Below are 17862 nucleotides of genomic sequence, written 5' to 3'. Positions count from 1 at the left end.
CACTTAGCTTTCCTCAGTGGCAACCAGCATGTAGCCAAACCCGCGAACCGTGCGAATGCGCGACTTGCCGACTTTGTCGCGCAAATTATGTATATGCACTTCCAGAGTGTTGGTCGAGGGTTCGTTATCCCAGTTGTAGATATCGTTATAAAGAATTTCCCGGTGCACTGGGCTGCCTGCCTTGAGCATCAATCGTGAGAGCAGCGCGTACTCCTTAGGCGTCAGGGTCAGTTCCTGTCCATCCCTCCATGCCTGATGGCGGCCTATATTGAGCGTCAGATTGCCAACCGTCAGTTCACTTTCACCCTGGTTATTATGGCGGCGCAGCAGCGCGCGGATGCGGGCGTGCAACTCCTCCAGGGCGAAGGGTTTAACCAGATAATCATCTGCGCCGACATCCAGCCCGCTAATGCGATCGTTGAGCGTATCGCGGGCGGTCAGAATGAGTACCGGCAGGGTATATTTTTTCTGTCGGATTCGCGTCAGGAAATGCAGGCCATCCTCATCGGGCAGCCCTAAATCCAGCACCATCAGACTGTAATGACCAGACTCCAGACTATGCTCGGCGGCACGCGCTGTCGAAACGCCATCACACGCATAGCCTTCGGTTTGCGCGGCGAGTATTAACCCCTGTAATAATAGCGTGTCGTCTTCAACAATCAGTATCTTCATTCGCTTAGTCTCCTGCACGGTTGCAGAATATCATCTGCGGCCTGGTAATACGTCGTTTGTACGCCGGTTAATCCCAGCATGGTTGAGAAAAGATTGTCCTGTGAATAATCCAGCGTGCTCGCCCGTTTTTGCAGGCAGGCCTGATCCACCTGATAACGCTGTTGATAATCTTTAGAAAGCCAAATGAGCATCGGGACATGTTTTTGCGTATCCGGCGCAATGGAATACGGCAGACCGTGTAAATAAACGCCATTTTCACCCAATGATTCGCCGTGATCGGAAAGATAGACCAGGCTGGTTGTGAATTTATCCTGATGAGATTTCAGCAGGTTAATGGCTTTATCTACAATATAGTCCACGTACAGCACGGTATTATCATAGGTGTTGATCAACTGCTGTTGGGAACAGTTCTGAATTTCGTTAGTGTCACAGGTTGGGGTAAATTTTTTAAACTGCGGTGGATAACGGTTGTAATAGGTTGGGCCGTGGCTGCCGATGGTATGTAATACAATAACGCCATCGCCTTTCAAATGGTCGATATAGTCTTCCAGACCGTGAAATAACACCTCATCGTAGCACTCGCCGTCGATACATTGTCCGGGCAGGTTTAGCTCGGTGACATTTTGATGCGGAACGCGATCGCATGCGCCTTTACAGCCGCCGTCATTATCATTCCACAGTACGTTAATCCCCGCGCGCTGGATAATATCCAGCAGCCCTTCCTGGTGATGCGCCAGCTCTTCGTCATAATGTTTGCGCGGCATATCAGAAAACATGCAGGGAACGGAGATCGCGGTCGCCGTACCGCAAGAGGTGGTATGCGGGAAGTAGATCACATCGTCTTTCGCCAGCCGCGGATTGGTGTCGCGCGGATAGCCGCCAAGAGAGAAATCATCGCCGCGCGAGGTTTCGCCAACGATAAGAATCGTCAGGTTTTTGCGATCGCCTTTCAGCATTAATGGATTGCGATGGGCATCCTCGCCAATGCGTACCAGCGGCAAATTCGCCAGCCGTTGATGCGAATACCATGACCAACTGGCGACAATACTGTTCGATGGGCTTAACGCTTTGATCAACTGTTTATTATTTCGAAATAGCGAGGCGTAATCTTTATAGAAAAAGGCGGCGACCAGAATAACTAATAAAATAGAGATCAGGACGCTGGCCAGGCGGTAAAGCCCGCTACGTAAGCGCGGCGTCGCCGGACGGATTTTGACCCAGAAGGCAATCACGGCTGCCAGAACGCCGCTTAATCCCAGCGTCAGCACCATTCTCGGCGTCATCAGCGCAAAGGTTTCTGCGGGCGTGGTATCCATCATATTGGCGATCATGGAGCGATCGATGATGATGCCGTAAGTCAAAATAAAATACTGCGCGGCAGCGCCGACCAGAATAAAAACGCAGGCCAGCAGTCGGTTTAGCCAAATAAATGAGGCCAGCGTCAGCACACTATTGACCACGCTAAACGCGACGACCGGCATGGAAATAAACACCAGCACATTGCGCAGCGAGTTTAACGGTAGGTCTTGTAGTACTTGCTTGTAGAACGCAATGTTCAGGCAGACGGCAATATAAAAGGAAAAAAGCAGAAGCCAGGCGATTTGCCCAAGAACAGGTCTTTTAAGAAAGCGCTTTAACATGTTGATGCGTCCATCGATTCGGTGACGCTAATCGTGACAAAGTAAAATTAAGTGAACCTTAAGAACTTAATGTTGGTGGTGGCCGGATAACCTGCGCTATCCGGCCTGTTGCGATAACATTAACTACACGTGGTCAATCCTGTTTAACCGGCGCATCCAGCGGATACGGGTTTTTGTGAATGCGGTTGTAGTTCAACGCATACAGCGCGGTGATCACCATCAACGTGACGAACGACCACATCACTTCTTTGGCGCCGGAACCAATGACCGCCCAGATGCAATACACAAACGCGACGAAGGTGATCAGCAGATACAGCGGGCGCGCTTTACCAAAGTGACCGTGGCCCAACAGCAACAGCGCGGCACAGGTGTAAAGATAAGGCACCAGGGTGAAGATAACCGACACGGAAGAGACCAGACCAAACTCTTTCGCGGCGTTCGGCGACATACTGCTGAACTGGAAGATAGTCATCAGCACGCCGACGATAAGCAACCCAGCCACTGGCGTACCGGCTTTATTAACCCGCGCGAAGATCGGCGGGAAGAGACCATCGTCCGCCGCCGCTTTTGCGGTTTGACCGGCAAGCAGCGTCCAGCCGCCGAGAGAGCCCAGGCAACCCGCTGCCGCACAGAAGGAAACAATAGCCCCTGCGGTATCGCCCAGCGCCATACGCGCCGCGTCACCGAAAGGCGATGCCGACACACGCAGCGCCGCGTTGGGGATCATCCCCATAATCGCCGTTGTGGAGAGTACATAGCAGACGGCGGCGATCAGTACCCCGCCGATGGTGGCGATAGGCACATTGCGTTTCGGGTTTTTGACCACCCCGGCCGCAACGGAGGCGCTTTCTACCCCGATGAATGACCACAGCGTAACGTTCAACGTGCTTTGAATTGCGCCGAAGGTATTCATGCCGCTCACGTTCCAGGCCGCCATATAGGTTTCGCCTTTAAACCAGAACCAGCCGAAGACCGCAATCCCTACGATAGGCACCAGCGCCAGTACGGTGGCGACGGCCTGTACGCGGGTAATCATTTTCGGCCCGACGATGTTCAGCAGAACAAAAATCCACAGCACCGCGACGCAGGTAAGCGTTAATACCAGCGGATCTTTCAGAATCGGGAAGAAATAGCTCAGATAGCCGACGCCGATAACGACCATCGCGATATTACCGATCCAGCATGCCAGCCAGTACAGCACGTTCGTTTGATAGCCCAAAAACGGCCCGAAGCAGCGACGTGCGTAGGCATAGGAACCGCCGGGACTGGGATCTAAGGACGACATTTTGGCATAAACCATCGACAGCGCCAGGGCGCCGATGATAGTGACCAGCCATCCGTAGATTGCAATCCCGCCAGTGGCCGCCAGGTTGGCAGGGAGTAAGAATACCCCTGAACCCATAATATTCCCCGATACCATTAAGGTGACGGGGATTAGGCCCACTTTGTGAGCATCAGCATCCGAAGACATAATTTGGACTCCTGAAAAGGTGACTTCGTTACGATAAATTACGTCGTATCATACCCCCTCAGAATGCCGCTGAATTATGTCGGAGACGGGTTATCGCCAATGCTGTTATTATCGTGTCTTATCGTTGAGTGTAGAAAAATTAGGCAGCCGATCGTTCCCGATGTTGGCTAACATAATGCAGGGGGGTCATACCATAAAACTCTTTAAACACGGAAATAAAGTACGATGTGCTGTTATACCCACACAGCTGTGAGACTTGAGAGATATTCTTCCCGTCCATTAATAATTGGTTTACGGCATAACGCATTCGGCAGGTCGTGATTATTTGGCTATAACTGGTATTCTCGTTTTTGAGCTTTTTCTTTAACAAGCTTGGACTCAGGCACAGGCAACTGGCAACGGCGCTCAGATTCCAGTCTTTATGAATATCGCTCTGAATGATGTGGTAAACGCTGTCACTGATGCGGCTGCGCAGCATGTGCATTAACAAAGAAATAAATTTTTTGTGGTCAAGAAAGCGGGATAAAACGGTGAAAAGGAGCGCACGGGTACGTTCACTCACAATTTCATCCGGTGCTTCCATCGCGCTGTAGCGGGCAGCGACCCTGAAGATATCCGGCGTCAGACAGTTGGCAGTCAATAAGGGATCGGCGTTGCGTTGCCAGACGGGAAGGTGTGAGAGATCTTTATTCAGGAATTGTAAATAGTCTTTAATATTATTGCGACTCACTTGTATTACTAGCACGCTATTTAATGATGAAATGTCAATAACGTTATTTTCACAAGCCAGAATGGCCATATGATTCGCTTTTAAACTGATTGGCTCCTTACCATTTACTCGTAACCATGTATCTTTTTCGGTTAATAACACTATGCAAGGTTCGTTGCTGCAAATCCTCATACCCGAACTCCTGGAATATGAACATAAAATACCGGATCTCGCCAAACGGGAGAGATAACGGGGACTGAGTCAATTGTGTGATGAATTGAAACTGCACTAAAATAACTTTCCTGAATAATATTACAATATTTGTACGATGAATTAGGGTGTACAAAAAGTTGTACGCGAGTGGCAACTTGTCATTTTTGTATAAAAAAAGCGCGGGATGGGGCCCGCGCAAAAAGGTATGACAGTATTATTGTTTTGCAGCAATACTCAGGGAATACATGCCATCCTCAAAAAAAAGACTCTTTGTGATTAGGCTTTCACGCACATAACGTGATATACGCCATCAATAATTTCCGTGCCTTCGGTTTCATGCTCAAAGCCAGGGAAGTGATGATCCCAGGATTGCAGTGAGCGTAAGTAACCCACCTGCGGACTATTTTCATCGCCAAAGTTTTCGCCGGAGAGCAGCATCGGGATTCCTGGCGGGTAAGGAATAACGGAGTTCGCCGCAATGCGACCCGGTAGATTTTCAATCGCCACCATTTCAATATTGTTGTTCACAATCGCGTTGTAGGCGTCGCGCGGGGTAATCTCCGCAACCGGCAGGGTGGAATAGGCGGCGTTGAGACGGGCGCCCGGGTTATTTTCACGTAGCCAGGCAAACATTTTATCGCCCAGGTCATGAATACCCATGTTCGCGTAAGTGTCAGGATAATCCTGCACCAGTTCCGGCATCACCTGCGCCAGCGGCGTATTCGCGTCGTAATGATGTTTGAAGGAGCACAGCGTGTTGATCAGCGTTCCCCATTTCCCGCGAGTTACCCCCATAGAGAACAGGAACATAATCTGGAAGTCGGTGGTGCGGGTCGGCACGATACCGTGGCGGCCAAGCCATGCTGTGACCAGCGCAGCAGGTACGCCGGATGCTTCCAGTTCGCCATCGTCGCCCATACCCGGCGCCAGGATACTGACTTTAATCGGGTCCAGCATACTCCAGTTATCCGGCAGGTCTTTAAAGCCGTGCCAGGTTTCTCCGGGGCGCATGACCCAGCAGTTCTGGTCGGTGGCCAGCAGTTTTGCCGGCGCGTCGGCGAAGTCATACGTTTTACCGGTTTGTGGATCGGTGACGACGTCTTTATTCCACGGTTTAAAGAACCAGTCGCCTTCATCGGTAAACTCTTTATAAAGACGCGCCATCGCCTGACGGAAATCAACCGCTTCGTCAATCACCTCTTGAGTCAGGGACAGGCCGCTGTTACCGTCCATCATCGATACCGCCACATCGTTGGATGCGCAGATGGCATATAACGGAGAGGTGGTGGCATGCATCATATATGCCTGGTTGAAGCGGGAGAAATTCACCGCGCCACGGCCTTCACGGACGTGAATGTAGGAAGCTTGTGAAAGCGCATTCAGTAGTTTGTGCGTGGAGTGGGTGGCAAACACGGTCGGACCGTTATGGTCGCCTGGCTCGCCGCGCATCGCGTAGTGATCGCAATAAATCGGGTTGAAGCGCGCATAGCCGTACCATGCTTCGTCGAAGTGAATGCGATCGCTGGTTTTTGCCAGCAGATCCTGCGCCTCTTTGGCGTTATAGCATACGCCGTCATAGGTACAGTTGGTCACCACGCTGTAAGACGGTTTCTGTCCGGCTTTGGTTTTGGTCAGCGGGCTGGCGCTGATTTTTTTCTGCAAGGTTTCAGGCTGCATTTCCTGCGGGTAGATTGGCCCGATAATGCCGTAACGGTTACGGCTTGGCACCATATATACCGGTTTGGCCCCAGTGAGGATCAGCCCCTGCTCGATGGATTTATGGCAGTTACGATCCAGTACAACGACATCATTATCCGTCATACAGGCCTGCATAATAGTACGGTTAGAACCGGAGGTCCCGACAACCACGGACCAGGAGCGGTCAGCACCGAATACGCGGGCGGCGTTTTTCTCGCTTTCGCCAAACGCGCCGGTATGGTCGAGGAGTGAACCGAGCGTGGTACGCTCAATCCCCATATCGCTGCGGAACAGGTTTTCGCCATAATAATCGTGATAAAAGCGACCGGCAGGCGTTTTAGTGAAACCGACGCCGCCCTGGTGTCCCGGCGCCGCCCATGAATATTCATGAATGTCGCTGTATTTCATCAACGCGTTAAACAGCGGCGGTAACAGTTGCTGGCGATACCGGGTCATGGCGGCAACAGCGCGTCCGGCGATAAAGTCAGCGGTGTCTTCCAGAATCCAGGCGAATTCATCGACAAGCTCCAGCAGGTCGCGGTCCAGCGATGCCGTCGCTTTTTCCCTGTCGCCTAACAGGAAAACGGGCACGTTTTGCTGACGCTCGTGAAGCTTACCGATCAATTGCCTGACGCTCAGGTGCTCATCCGGTTGTTCCATTTGGTAGCTAAACATCAGACAGTCAATGGCTTCGTTCGCGGACAAGATGGCATAGCCGTCATCGAAGGATGTCGATTTAATGACGGTAACATTTTGTTGGCTCAAGGCATCCGCCAGACGCTCAACCGCGTTGCCAACCCAGGTGTCCTGATGCAGAAACTCACTTTCAACAATTAATACTTTCATCATCTTTTACCCGGTTGTGGAGGCCGTGCAATTTACGCCTTGCCGACCCGCCGTATGAATGTGACGTGGGCAAGTATTACCCCGTCAAATAGGGGGTGTAAAGTGATGGAATAATGGTCAGTTATTGATATTATTGTTTAATAAACAATGGGTTAATTATTGATATCGAGCGATTTCACCTGCCGTTTATCGACAGGTGAATTATTTTTTTGGCTGATAGTGGTATCCGGCTTTAGCCGGGCATCGTCTGGCGTCGTTGCTGGCTTAGCTTGCGATATTGTTGCGGAGACATGCCGACAAATTTGCTAAAAGTACTGTAAAAACGGCTGCTGGATCGGAACCCGGCAGTCAGAGCGACATCGAGGATCGTTTTGTCAGTATCGCTCAATAAGGCACGTACGTGATTGATGCGCATCGCCGTGATGTACTGCTTCATCGTCAATTGCATAACCCGCTGGAATATCCCCATCGCGTAGTTAGCATTGAGTTTGACATGCTCCGCGACGTCGTTAATGGTGAGCGCCTGATCGTAGTTATCGGCAATAAATCCCAGCATCTGGCTTACGTAAAACTGCGCATGGCGTGAGACGCTATTCTTGTGGGTGCGTGATGTTTTATTGAGCAAAATGGGTTGCCAGCCGGAAAGGCTAAAGCGTTTAAGCATCAGGCCGATTTCATCGATCGCCAACTGGCGAATTTGCTCATTCGGGCTGCTTGTTTCCTGCTGCCAGCGCAACACTTCAAAGGTGCTAAGCTGCTGGGTCGCCAGTGATTTAACCACCATCCCGTGCGTGACGTGGTTGATAAGATCGCGATCCAGCGGCCAGGAGAGAAACAGGTGCATCGGCAAACTGAAAATCGCCATCTGGCGGCAGTTGCCGGGGCGGGTAAGCTGGTGTGGCGTACAGGCCCAAAACAGGGTGATATGTCCCTGCTTTATCTGCACGACTTCATTGTTGATTAAATACTCCACATCGCCGTCAAACGGAACATTCACTTCTACTTGCCCATGCCAGTGACTGCTGGCCATTCTGTGCGGTGGCCTCAGCTCAACGTCCAGTCGTTGATATTCGGAATAGAGCGACAGCGGGCTACGGGTTTGCTTTTCATCGCCGTTGCACATGTGCGGGTCGGGCGGGAGGAGGGATATTGCTTGCGTACTCATCGTCACTCCATTTCCTGAATTATCAGAATTATGCCCCTTTAGCCGGGAGGAAACCGGGAATCCGGACACAGAATCCGTCGATATTGTAGAGCGTAGCCTGACTTTCAGGCCGAATACTCTGCTTTTTACGCCATTTTGTCCCAAAAACTCAGATCTCCCGCGCGTCAGCATACGATCTGAGTTTTCGGGAATGCTCATCGGGGAAGACGGAGGTTTTCACCGGGAACGCGTGCCACCATGAAGGTGTTCACTACTGTTCTGGAGAGTCATGATGACGGCACCCAAAATTACCTTTATCGGCGCAGGTTCTACGATTTTCGTCAAAAATATCCTCGGCGATGTGTTTCACCGCGAGGCGCTAAAATCAGCGCATGTCGCCCTGATGGATATTGACGAAACCCGGCTGGAAGAGTCGCACATTGTGGTACGGAAACTGATGGACTCAGCGGGCGCTTCTGGCCGGATTACCTGCCATACCCACCAGAAAGCGGCGCTACAGGATGCGGATTTCGTGGTGGTCGCCTTTCAGATTGGCGGCTACGAACCCTGCACCGTGACCGATTTTGAGGTTTGTAAGCGTCATGGCCTGGAACAGACGATCGCCGATACGCTGGGGCCGGGCGGCATTATGCGCGCGCTGCGGACCATCCCGCATCTGTGGCGGATTTGCGAAGACATGACGGAAGTCTGTCCGAAGGCCACCATGCTCAATTATGTCAACCCGATGGCGATGAACACCTGGGCTATGTATGCCCGCTATCCGCATATCAAACAGGTCGGCCTGTGCCATTCGGTACAGGGAACGGCGGAAGAACTGGCGCGCGACCTGAATATCGATCCCGCCTCGCTGCGCTACCGCTGCGCCGGCATTAACCACATGGCGTTTTACCTCGAACTGGAGCGCAAAACGGCTGACGGGACTTATGTCGATCTCTATCCTGAATTGCTGGCGGCCTATGACGCCGGACAGGCGCCGAAGCCCAATATTCACGGCAATGAACGCTGCCAGAACATTGTGCGCTACGAGATGTTCAAAAAGTTGGGCTACTTCGTCACCGAGTCATCAGAGCATTTTGCCGAGTACACGCCGTGGTTTATTAAACCGGGACGCGAGGATCTGATTGCGCGCTACAAGGTGCCGCTGGATGAATATCCGAAACGCTGTGTAGAACAACTGGCGAACTGGCATAAAGAGCTGGAGGAGTATAAAACCGCCGAGCGTATTGACATCAAACCGTCCCGCGAGTACGCCAGCACCATTATGAACGCTCTGTGGACCGGCGAGCCGAGCGTGATTTACGGCAATGTGCGTAATGAGGGGCTGATTGATAACCTGCCGCAGGGAAGCTGCGTGGAAGTGGCTTGTCTGGTGGATGCCAACGGCATTCAACCGACGAAGGTGGGGACGATCCCTTCTCATCTGGCGGCGATGATGCAGACCAACATCAACGTGCAAACGCTGTTGACCGAAGCCATCCTCACGGAAAACCGCGATCGCGTGTATCACGCGGCGATGATGGACCCTCATACCGCGGCGGTGCTGGGTATCGAAGAAATCTATGCGTTGGTTGACGATCTGATCGCCGCGCATGGCGACTGGCTTCCGGCCTGGTTACGCCGTTAATCTCCAGCCGCGCTGGACGGCAGATCCGGCGTTTAACCTCTACTAACAGAAGGCGGGCGCTGGTAACAGCGACCCGGTACCCTATGAGCATCTCTCTGACAACAAAGCTGAGTTACGGGTTCGGTGCGTTTGGTAAGGATTTCGCCATCGGCATTGTGTATATGTACCTGATGTATTACTACACCGATGTGGTGGGACTCTCGGTCGGCCTCGTCGGCACCCTCTTTCTGGTCGCGCGAATCTGGGATGCGATAAACGATCCCATCATGGGCTGGATTGTCAACGCCACGCGTTCGCGGTGGGGGAAATTTAAGCCGTGGATATTGATCGGCACCTTAACCAATTCGCTGGTGCTTTTCCTGCTGTTCAGCGCCCATCTTTTTGAGGGAACCGCGCAGGTTGTATTTGTCTGCGTAACCTACATCCTGTGGGGCATGACGTATACCATTATGGATATCCCATTTTGGTCGCTGGTGCCGACCATTACGCTTGATAAGCGAGAACGCGAACAACTGGTGCCGTTTCCGCGTTTCTTCGCCAGTCTGGCTGGCTTCGTCACTGCCGGTATAACGCTGCCGTTTGTGAACTACGTTGGCGGAGCGGATCGTGGGTTCGGCTTTCAGATGTTTACGCTGGTACTGATTGCGTTTTTTATCGCCTCGACTATCGTGACATTACGCAACGTACATGAGGTGTACTCCTCCGACAACGGTGTAACGGCGGGCCGCCCACATCTGACGTTAAAAACGATCGTTGGATTGATATACAAAAACGATCAGCTCTCTTGCCTGTTGGGAATGGCGCTGGCGTATAACATTGCCTCCAATATTATCAATGGCTTTGCGATCTACTACTTCACCTATGTGATTGGCGATGCCGATCTTTTTCCCTATTACCTTTCTTACGCCGGCGCGGCGAATCTGCTGACGCTGATTGTCTTCCCCCGGCTGGTGAAAATGTTATCGCGGCGGATATTGTGGGCGGGCGCCTCCGTGATGCCCGTTCTGAGTTGCGCAGGGCTCTTCGCGATGGCGTTGGCGGATGTCCATAATGCCGCTTTAATCGTGGCGGCGGGTATTTTCCTGAATATCGGGACCGCGCTCTTTTGGGTGCTTCAGGTGATCATGGTGGCGGATACGGTCGATTATGGGGAATTTAAGCTCAATATTCGCTGCGAGAGTATCGCTTATTCCGTACAGACGATGGTCGTGAAGGGCGGCTCGGCGTTTGCGGCGTTCTTTATCGCTCTGGTGCTGGGGCTGATTGGCTACACGCCGAACGTGGCGCAGTCTGCGCAAACCCTGCAGGGGATGCAGTTTATTATGATTGTCCTGCCGGTACTGTTTTTCATGATGACGTTGGTTCTCTACTTCCGCTACTACCGTTTGAACGGCGATATGCTGCGCAAGATTCAGATCCACCTGCTGGATAAATACCGGAAAACGCCGCCATTCGTCGAACAGCCGGATAGCCCGGCGATTTCTGTGGTAGCGACCAGCGATGTAAAAGCGTGAGCATGGTCTCTCGTGCAGGCCGGATAAGCCGGATAAGCGTAGCGCCATCCGGCAATTAACCGATAACGCGGCCCGGTAGAACGCCGGGCCTGCCAGGTTATTTCGCGCAGTTAGCGCACTGTTTGCTGACAATCTGCTGGAAGAAATCGTTGCCTTTGTCATCCACCAGGATAAAGGCCGGGAAATCTTCTACTTCAATTTTCCAGATAGCTTCCATGCCGAGTTCCGGATACTCGACGCACTCCAGATGCTTAATGCTCTGTTGTGCCAGTACCGCCGCCGGGCCGCCGATACTGCCCAAATAAAAGCCGCCGTGTTTTTTACAGGCATCCGTGACCTGCTGACTACGGTTGCCTTTCGCCAGCATGATCATACTGCCGCCGTGGGATTGCAGTAGATCGACATAAGAGTCCATTCGGCCTGCGGTGGTGGGGCCTAATGAGCCAGATGGATAACCTGCCGGGGTTTTTGCCGGACCTGCGTAATAGATGGGATGGTCTTTAATATACTGCGGCAGGTCTTCGCCGGATTCAATACGCTCTTTTAGCTTCGCGTGGGCGATATCGCGACCTACGATAATGGTGCCCGTCAGCGACAGGCGAGTCGAGACCGGGTACTGCGATAGCTGGGCGAGGATCTCTTTCATCGGACGGTTGAGATCGACTTTCACCGCGTCGCCTTCGCCCGCCTGACGCAGCGCTGGCGGAATATACTGGCCCGGATTGTGTTCCAGTTTTTCGATCCAGATGCCTTCGCGGTTGATTTTCGCTTTGATGTTACGGTCTGCCGAGCAGGAGACGCCCATCCCCACCGGACAGGAAGCGCCGTGACGCGGCAGGCGAATTACGCGAATATCGTGGGCGAAATATTTCCCGCCGAACTGGGCGCCGAGGCCAAGTTTTTGCGCTTCTTCCAGCAGTTCCTGTTCCAGGTGGAGATCGCGGAATGCCTGGCCGTGCTCGTTACCTTCCGTCGGCAGCGCGTCGTAATAGTGGGTGCTGGCGAGTTTAACGGTTTTCAGCGTGCTTTCCGCCGAGGTGCCGCCAATGACAAAGGCGATATGGTATGGCGGACAGGCCGCGGTGCCCAGCGTGCGCATTTTCTCAACGAGGAAGTTTTTCAGCTTGCCTGGGGTGAGCAGCGCTTTGGTCTCCTGATAGAGATACGTTTTGTTTGCTGAACCGCCGCCTTTCGCCACGCAAAGGAACTTGTACTCGTCGCCATCGACGGCATAAAGATCGATTTGCGCTGGCAGGTTGCTGCCGGTATTGACCTCTTTGTACATATCCAGCGGTGCGTTCTGCGAGTAGCGCAGGTTATCTTCGATATAGGTATTAAACACGCCTTTGGAGAGCGCGGCTTCATCGCCGCCGCCCGTCCAGACGCGTTGGCCTTTTTTACCCACGATAATCGCCGTGCCGGTATCCTGGCAGGTCGGCAGAATGCCTTTGGCGGCGATTTCGGAGTTTCTCAGGAATTGCAACGCCACATATTTGTCGTTTTCGCTGGCTTCGGGGTCATGGAGAATGGCGGCGACTTGCTGCTGGTGTTCAGGACGGAGCATAAAAGACGCATCATGGAAGGCCTGCTGAGCCAGCAACGTTAACGCCTGCGGCTCAACGTTGAGGATAGATTCTCCGTTGAATTCACTGACGCTGACATAATCGGAGGTGAGCAGATAATACTCTGTTTTGTCCTCTCCCATCGGGAAAGGCGCCTGATAGATAAACTCTTTTTTCGACATGTGCTTCCAGCCTAATAGTAAGAAAATGTATTAAGAGCCTCATGGGCCAGACTCTAAGTCGCGCGCCGCGCATAACCGGGCGGCGCGCGCGGCCATTACAGGAATCCGTACATTGCGGCAAAGATCCAGCCAAAGACGCAGGAGACGCTCACGCCAATCAAACCCGGCAGAATGAAGCTGTGGTTAATGACGAAGCGGCCAATACGGGTTGTGCCGGAACGGTCAAACTGAATCGCCGCCAGATCGCTTGGGTAGGTCGGCAGAATATAGTAGCCATAACATGCCGGCGCAGAGGCCACGATATACGCCGGATCGACACCGATAGCCAGCGCGACGGGAACAATCGCCGCCAGCGCCGCTGCCTGGGAGTTAACAAACTTGGAGACCAGCAGCAGAACGATGGCGTAGGCCCACGGATACTCTTTGACCATTTCGCCCAGCACGCCCTGAATTTCCGACATATGCGCGCCGAACATGGTTTCCGCCATCCAGGCGATCCCGTATACCGCGACAATCGCAATCATACCGGAACGAAAAACTTCGTTTTTTGAGATAGACGCAGGATTGGTTTTGGTCAGGATGATAATGAGCGCCCCGGTCAGCAGCATGAACATCTGAATGACCAGCACCATCGACAACGGTTTGCCGCCGAAGGTTGGGCGTAAGTCGGAGTCCGCGCCCAGGAGAGCGACCACGGCAATCGCCGCCAGGAAGATCCACATCGCCAGCCAGTTGCTTTTCGGCAGTTTTTTATCCAGCAGCGTCGCGGTATCGCCGTACACGTACTGACGGTTTTCCGGTACGGAGATAAATTTCTGAAACGCTTCGTCTTTATCCAGATCTTTACCGCGGAACCAACTAAAAATACCGATTGCCAGGATACCGAGCAGGGTAGACGGGATGGTGATCGACAGCAGATCGAGGAACTCCAGATGTTTTCCGTCAAATGTCACGTTGCCCAGCATCGCTACCAGAGAAACAACGGCGACGGAAACCGGACTGGCGATGATGCCCATTTGCGCGCCGATAGAACTGGCCGCCATTGGACGTTCCGGACGGATATTATTCTTGATCGCCACGTCATAGATAATCGGCAAAATGGTGTAGACCACGTGGCCTGTCCCACACAGAATCGTCAGGGTACAGGTGACGAACGGCGCCACAATAGAGACGTATTTGGGGTTGCGGCGCAGCAGCTTTTCGGCAATCTGCAACATCACATCCAGCCCGCCTGACGCCTGTAACGTTGCCGACGCGGCGACTACCGCGATAATGACCAGCATTACGTCAACGGGCGGTTTACCTGGCTGGAGATGGAAAACAAACACCAGAATGACCAGACCAATACCGCCCAACAACCCGAGCGCGATCCCGCCCTTTCGGGCACCATAAAACAGACATATTAATATTATGAGAAGCTGTATACTAAATAACATTTTTATTTATCCTCGCGATAAACCCAGTCAATTTTGATAAATGGATCACAGCCATCTTCTGATTTGTGTGAATGAGCATCAGGAAATGGCGAATATTCAATGCGCCAGTGGCGACGATTAACGATTAAGCTTTTTACAGAGTTGCTTTAAGTAATTATTTTCTTGCGATGGTGATGTTCAGAGGGAAGCACCCTCTGGCGATGGGCAGGTGGAGTCAGCGAGAGCAGTAAATTATGATTTGTCTGTTTTAAAAACAGGCGTTTATTATTTAATTTTTGTGTCTCGCCATCAGGTAAATCACGAGATAAAGCGAACAGAATGTGACTTATGTGATCATTGTCACGCCATTTTTTTAAATTATTAGTATGGCGTGTGGAGGCGCGTATCTGCTCACCAATATACGTATTGTCCATAGGCGTAGCACAAGCTCCATTGCTACAAACATAATTTTATTTAAGTGTCAGGAAAATTCCGGACAAATCCCTTTTTTAATAAAAATACACACTCTCGGCATGGGATAATACTTAATTAACTTTTGTTAGCGTTTTGAAATTAAAAACAGCGCATAGCGCTGTAATAATAGAAAATAACGTTAACAGGCCTGGGTTGAGTATATTTGATCTGACACAATTTCCCAGGTTTGTTATTAATGTGATAGCGTTTTTATTGGCATTGTTATAATAAATGTTACCAGGATATAACGCTTCGCGTCGGCTTTATGCGGTATCCTTACTGACAATATTGTTTCAGTAAAGAGTAATGTTCCGGCTGAACGCGGTAGCGGTAAACCGGCCTGCCGGTCACGCCGTAATGAATACTGGTAAACAAGATATGGCAATTCACCAGCCAGATGAGATATTTACGGCAGGAGACGCGCGAGATATTCACTTCGTTGGCCAACTCGTCGGTAGAAAATTCCTGCTCCTGATGCGCATCAATCCACTGGCATAAGGTGCGTAGCGTTTGCTGCGTCAGCCCTTTTGGTAGCCGACGAGGCTCCTGCTCGCTGGATGAGTTACCGTGAATGAGCAGGTCAAGCTCAGACTGTTCGTAATACTGGCGTTTTTCCATCGCCGTTTTCTTACGTAGCCAGCCGGTCAGCGCTTCTTCAAAGCGCGTGGCCTGAAAAGGCTTGATCAGATAATCCACCACGCCGTAGTGAAGCGAATCTTTAATGGTAGCGGCGTCAGCGGCAGAAGAAATGACAATAACGTCGCTTTTGCAGCCTGCGCTGTGCAGGACAGGCAGCAGATCCAATCCGTTTTCCTGCTGCATGTAGATATCCAGTAGGATTAGGTCAATGTGATTTTCACTGTTGAAGATAAACTCTTTCGCTTTTTCCAGCGTCGAAGCGGTTCCACAACAATGAAAACCGGAGATTTGCGCGACATAGCGGCGATTTAACTCCGCGACCATCGCATCGTCATCGACAATTAATACATTGATCATAGGCTGGTCCTTTTTCCATCCCAGGGTAACTGTACAAAAAATTGTGTGAAGATCCCAGGCTCGGACTCCACGGAAATTACGCCGCCAAGCGCTTCAACCTGCTGTTTAACCAGCGCTAAACCGACGCCGCGTTCGGCGCCTTTCGACGAGACGCCTTTTTCAAAAATCGCCTCGATGCGCTCAGGTTCGATACCCGGACCGTCATCGCTCACTTCGCAATGCAGCCAGCCATGGCGGTAGTGTAACGAGACGCTGATTTCGCCGCCGGATTCCTGGCTCAATGCTTCCAGCGCGTTTTCAATCAAATTACCCAGCGCCGTAATCAGCACCGTAACCTGATCTTCATTGTTATTATCCGGTAACTGGCTGTCGCTGCTTATCACCAGGCTGTGCCCGAAATCAGAGGCGCGAGTAATTTTACTGAGCAAAAAGCCAGCGATAATCGGCGACTTTATTTTACCCAGCAGCAAACCGATCTCTTCCTGATAGTTATTGGCCGTCTTGATAATATACGCTTCAAGCTGCTTATAACTCTTCAGGTGCAATAATCCCAGAATCACATGTAATTTGTTCATGAATTCGTGGGATCGTTCACGGAGCGCATCCGCGTAGTTCACCATCCCGTCCAACCGCTGCATCAGTTGGCGAACTTCTGTTTTATCCCTGAAGGTGGATATCGCGCCGATAATTTCGCCGTTGCTGCGCACCGGAACGGTATTCACCAGCAGCAGGCGGCCTTTGACGATGATCTCTTCATCGCGGCGCGGCGTACCGTCACGCAACACTTCGCTAATGTCCACCACCTGCGACCAGGCATGACTCAGGGTGGATAATCTGGCGTCATCCTGCGTTTTTCGGTAATCGAGCAGCGCCTGCGCCGCATGGTTAATTAACGTGACTTCGCCGCTATCATCCACGGCGATAACGCCCTCTTTGATTGACTGCAGCATCGCCTGGCGTTGTTCAAACAGGGTTGAGATCTCATAGGGTTCGAGGCCAAACAGGATACGTTTTAGCACCTTGACCAGCGCATACGTGCCTAATAATCCCACCAGAGCGCCGAACAGAATGGACCAGATAATACTGCCGCGGCTATTGTTGATCTGCTGCGTAACGTGACTGAGTTCCAGGCCAATCGCTACCACGCCGATCTGCCGGTGGCGTTCATCATAAACCGGTGTGAAAACGCGCAGCGCTTTGGCAAGAAAGCCGCGATTAATGGCAACGTTTTCCTTTCCCTGCAGCGCGAGCAGAATATCATCGCCTTTGAACGGTTGACCGATTCGCTGCGTTTCTGGGTGCGAATAACGGATGCCCTGCATATTGGTCACCACAATAAACAAAAAGCCATTATGCTGGCTCACCGCTTCGGCGAGCGGCTGAATGCCGCTTTCCGCAGGCGGTTTTTTCAGCCCCTCGCGAATTGCCGGAGAGTCCGCCAGCGAGCGAGCCACCGCCAGCGCTTTATCTGCCAGCGCGTCGCGCGTCATGCTGCTGATTTGCGAAAAATAGATCAGATGGACCACAACGAGCACCGAAAACAGAACGGCGCTGACCATCAGAATGACGGTAGTGCCGAGTTTCATGGGGCGTTTGCGTAACGCCCGGCATGGCAGGGAGTGTTTCATAGTGGACCTGAGCGGACGAATCGTAAGGTTATTATCCCTGATGAGGCGTCTAA

The 17862-nt window shown here is 52.0% G+C and carries 13 protein-coding genes; 2 read left to right on the top strand and 11 right to left on the bottom strand.

Going from position 1 to position 17862, the window contains the following annotated elements:
* Positions 1-3: 3 nt before the first annotated feature.
* From pmrA to melR, 6 genes are all read right to left on the bottom strand, one after another.
* A complete protein-coding gene (gene pmrA / locus ACLD3P_RS11075; protein WP_000697894.1) occupies positions 4-672 on the bottom strand; it encodes a two-component system response regulator PmrA in 669 nt (222 codons plus the stop codon).
* Complete coding sequence (eptA, locus tag ACLD3P_RS11070; RefSeq protein ID WP_001630070.1) at positions 669-2312, bottom strand: phosphoethanolamine transferase EptA; 1644 nt, start codon at positions 2310-2312, stop codon at positions 669-671. Before eptA ends, pmrA begins: the two co-directional genes overlap by 4 nt.
* A 133-nt stretch (positions 2313-2445) precedes the next feature.
* Positions 2446-3783: an arginine/agmatine antiporter gene (gene adiC / locus ACLD3P_RS11065; RefSeq protein ID WP_000093130.1), complete on the bottom strand. Its 1338-nt coding sequence runs from the start codon at positions 3781-3783 to the stop codon at positions 2446-2448.
* A gap of 139 nt (positions 3784-3922) precedes the next feature.
* The gene (locus ACLD3P_RS11060) at positions 3923-4684 is read right to left on the bottom strand and encodes an AraC family transcriptional regulator (RefSeq protein WP_001217074.1); all 762 of its coding nucleotides are present in this window, start codon (positions 4682-4684) and stop codon (positions 3923-3925) included.
* Positions 4685-4981: 297 nt separating this feature from the next.
* Positions 4982-7249, bottom strand: a complete 2268-nt coding sequence (adiA, locus tag ACLD3P_RS11055) for an arginine decarboxylase (protein WP_001542850.1) — start codon at positions 7247-7249, stop codon at positions 4982-4984.
* A gap of 232 nt (positions 7250-7481) precedes the next feature.
* Positions 7482-8414, bottom strand: coding sequence for a transcriptional regulator MelR (melR, locus tag ACLD3P_RS11050; protein WP_000106992.1), 933 nt, complete (start codon positions 8412-8414; stop codon positions 7482-7484).
* A gap of 268 nt (positions 8415-8682) precedes the next feature.
* Between melR and melA the strand changes: the two genes are divergently transcribed.
* Positions 8683-10038 (top strand): alpha-galactosidase, encoded by a 1356-nt coding sequence (gene melA, locus ACLD3P_RS11045; protein ID WP_001728428.1) that lies wholly within the window; start codon positions 8683-8685, stop codon positions 10036-10038.
* A gap of 83 nt (positions 10039-10121) precedes the next feature.
* Positions 10122-11552, top strand: a complete 1431-nt coding sequence (gene melB / locus ACLD3P_RS11040) for a melibiose:sodium transporter MelB (RefSeq protein ID WP_000028070.1) — start codon at positions 10122-10124, stop codon at positions 11550-11552.
* A gap of 97 nt (positions 11553-11649) precedes the next feature.
* On the opposite strand, the gene fumA is transcribed toward melB, so the two are convergent.
* From fumA to ACLD3P_RS11015, 5 genes are all read right to left on the bottom strand, one after another.
* Positions 11650-13296, bottom strand: coding sequence for a class I fumarate hydratase FumA (gene fumA, locus ACLD3P_RS11035; protein WP_023232996.1), 1647 nt, complete (start codon positions 13294-13296; stop codon positions 11650-11652).
* 95 nt (positions 13297-13391) lie between these two features.
* A complete protein-coding gene (dcuB, locus tag ACLD3P_RS11030; RefSeq protein ID WP_000899149.1) occupies positions 13392-14732 on the bottom strand; it encodes an anaerobic C4-dicarboxylate transporter DcuB in 1341 nt (446 codons plus the stop codon).
* A gap of 146 nt (positions 14733-14878) precedes the next feature.
* Complete coding sequence (locus tag ACLD3P_RS11025; RefSeq protein ID WP_024133463.1) at positions 14879-15145, bottom strand: hypothetical protein; 267 nt, start codon at positions 15143-15145, stop codon at positions 14879-14881.
* A 316-nt stretch (positions 15146-15461) separates the two neighbouring features.
* Positions 15462-16181: a two-component system response regulator DcuR gene (dcuR, locus tag ACLD3P_RS11020; protein ID WP_000611307.1), complete on the bottom strand. Its 720-nt coding sequence runs from the start codon at positions 16179-16181 to the stop codon at positions 15462-15464.
* Positions 16178-17809: a sensor histidine kinase gene (locus ACLD3P_RS11015; protein ID WP_000682894.1), complete on the bottom strand. Its 1632-nt coding sequence runs from the start codon at positions 17807-17809 to the stop codon at positions 16178-16180. Before ACLD3P_RS11015 ends, dcuR begins: the two co-directional genes overlap by 4 nt.
* Between the last annotated feature and the right edge of the window lie 53 nt (positions 17810-17862).

Origin of the sequence: Salmonella sp. 741265073_HBA, from assembly GCF_046569105.1 — a bacterium.
GTDB classification, from domain to species: domain Bacteria; phylum Pseudomonadota; class Gammaproteobacteria; order Enterobacterales; family Enterobacteriaceae; genus Salmonella; species Salmonella enterica.
The sequence above is the reverse complement of the archived record's forward strand: the minus strand, read 5'-3'. Positions and strand labels throughout refer to the sequence as shown.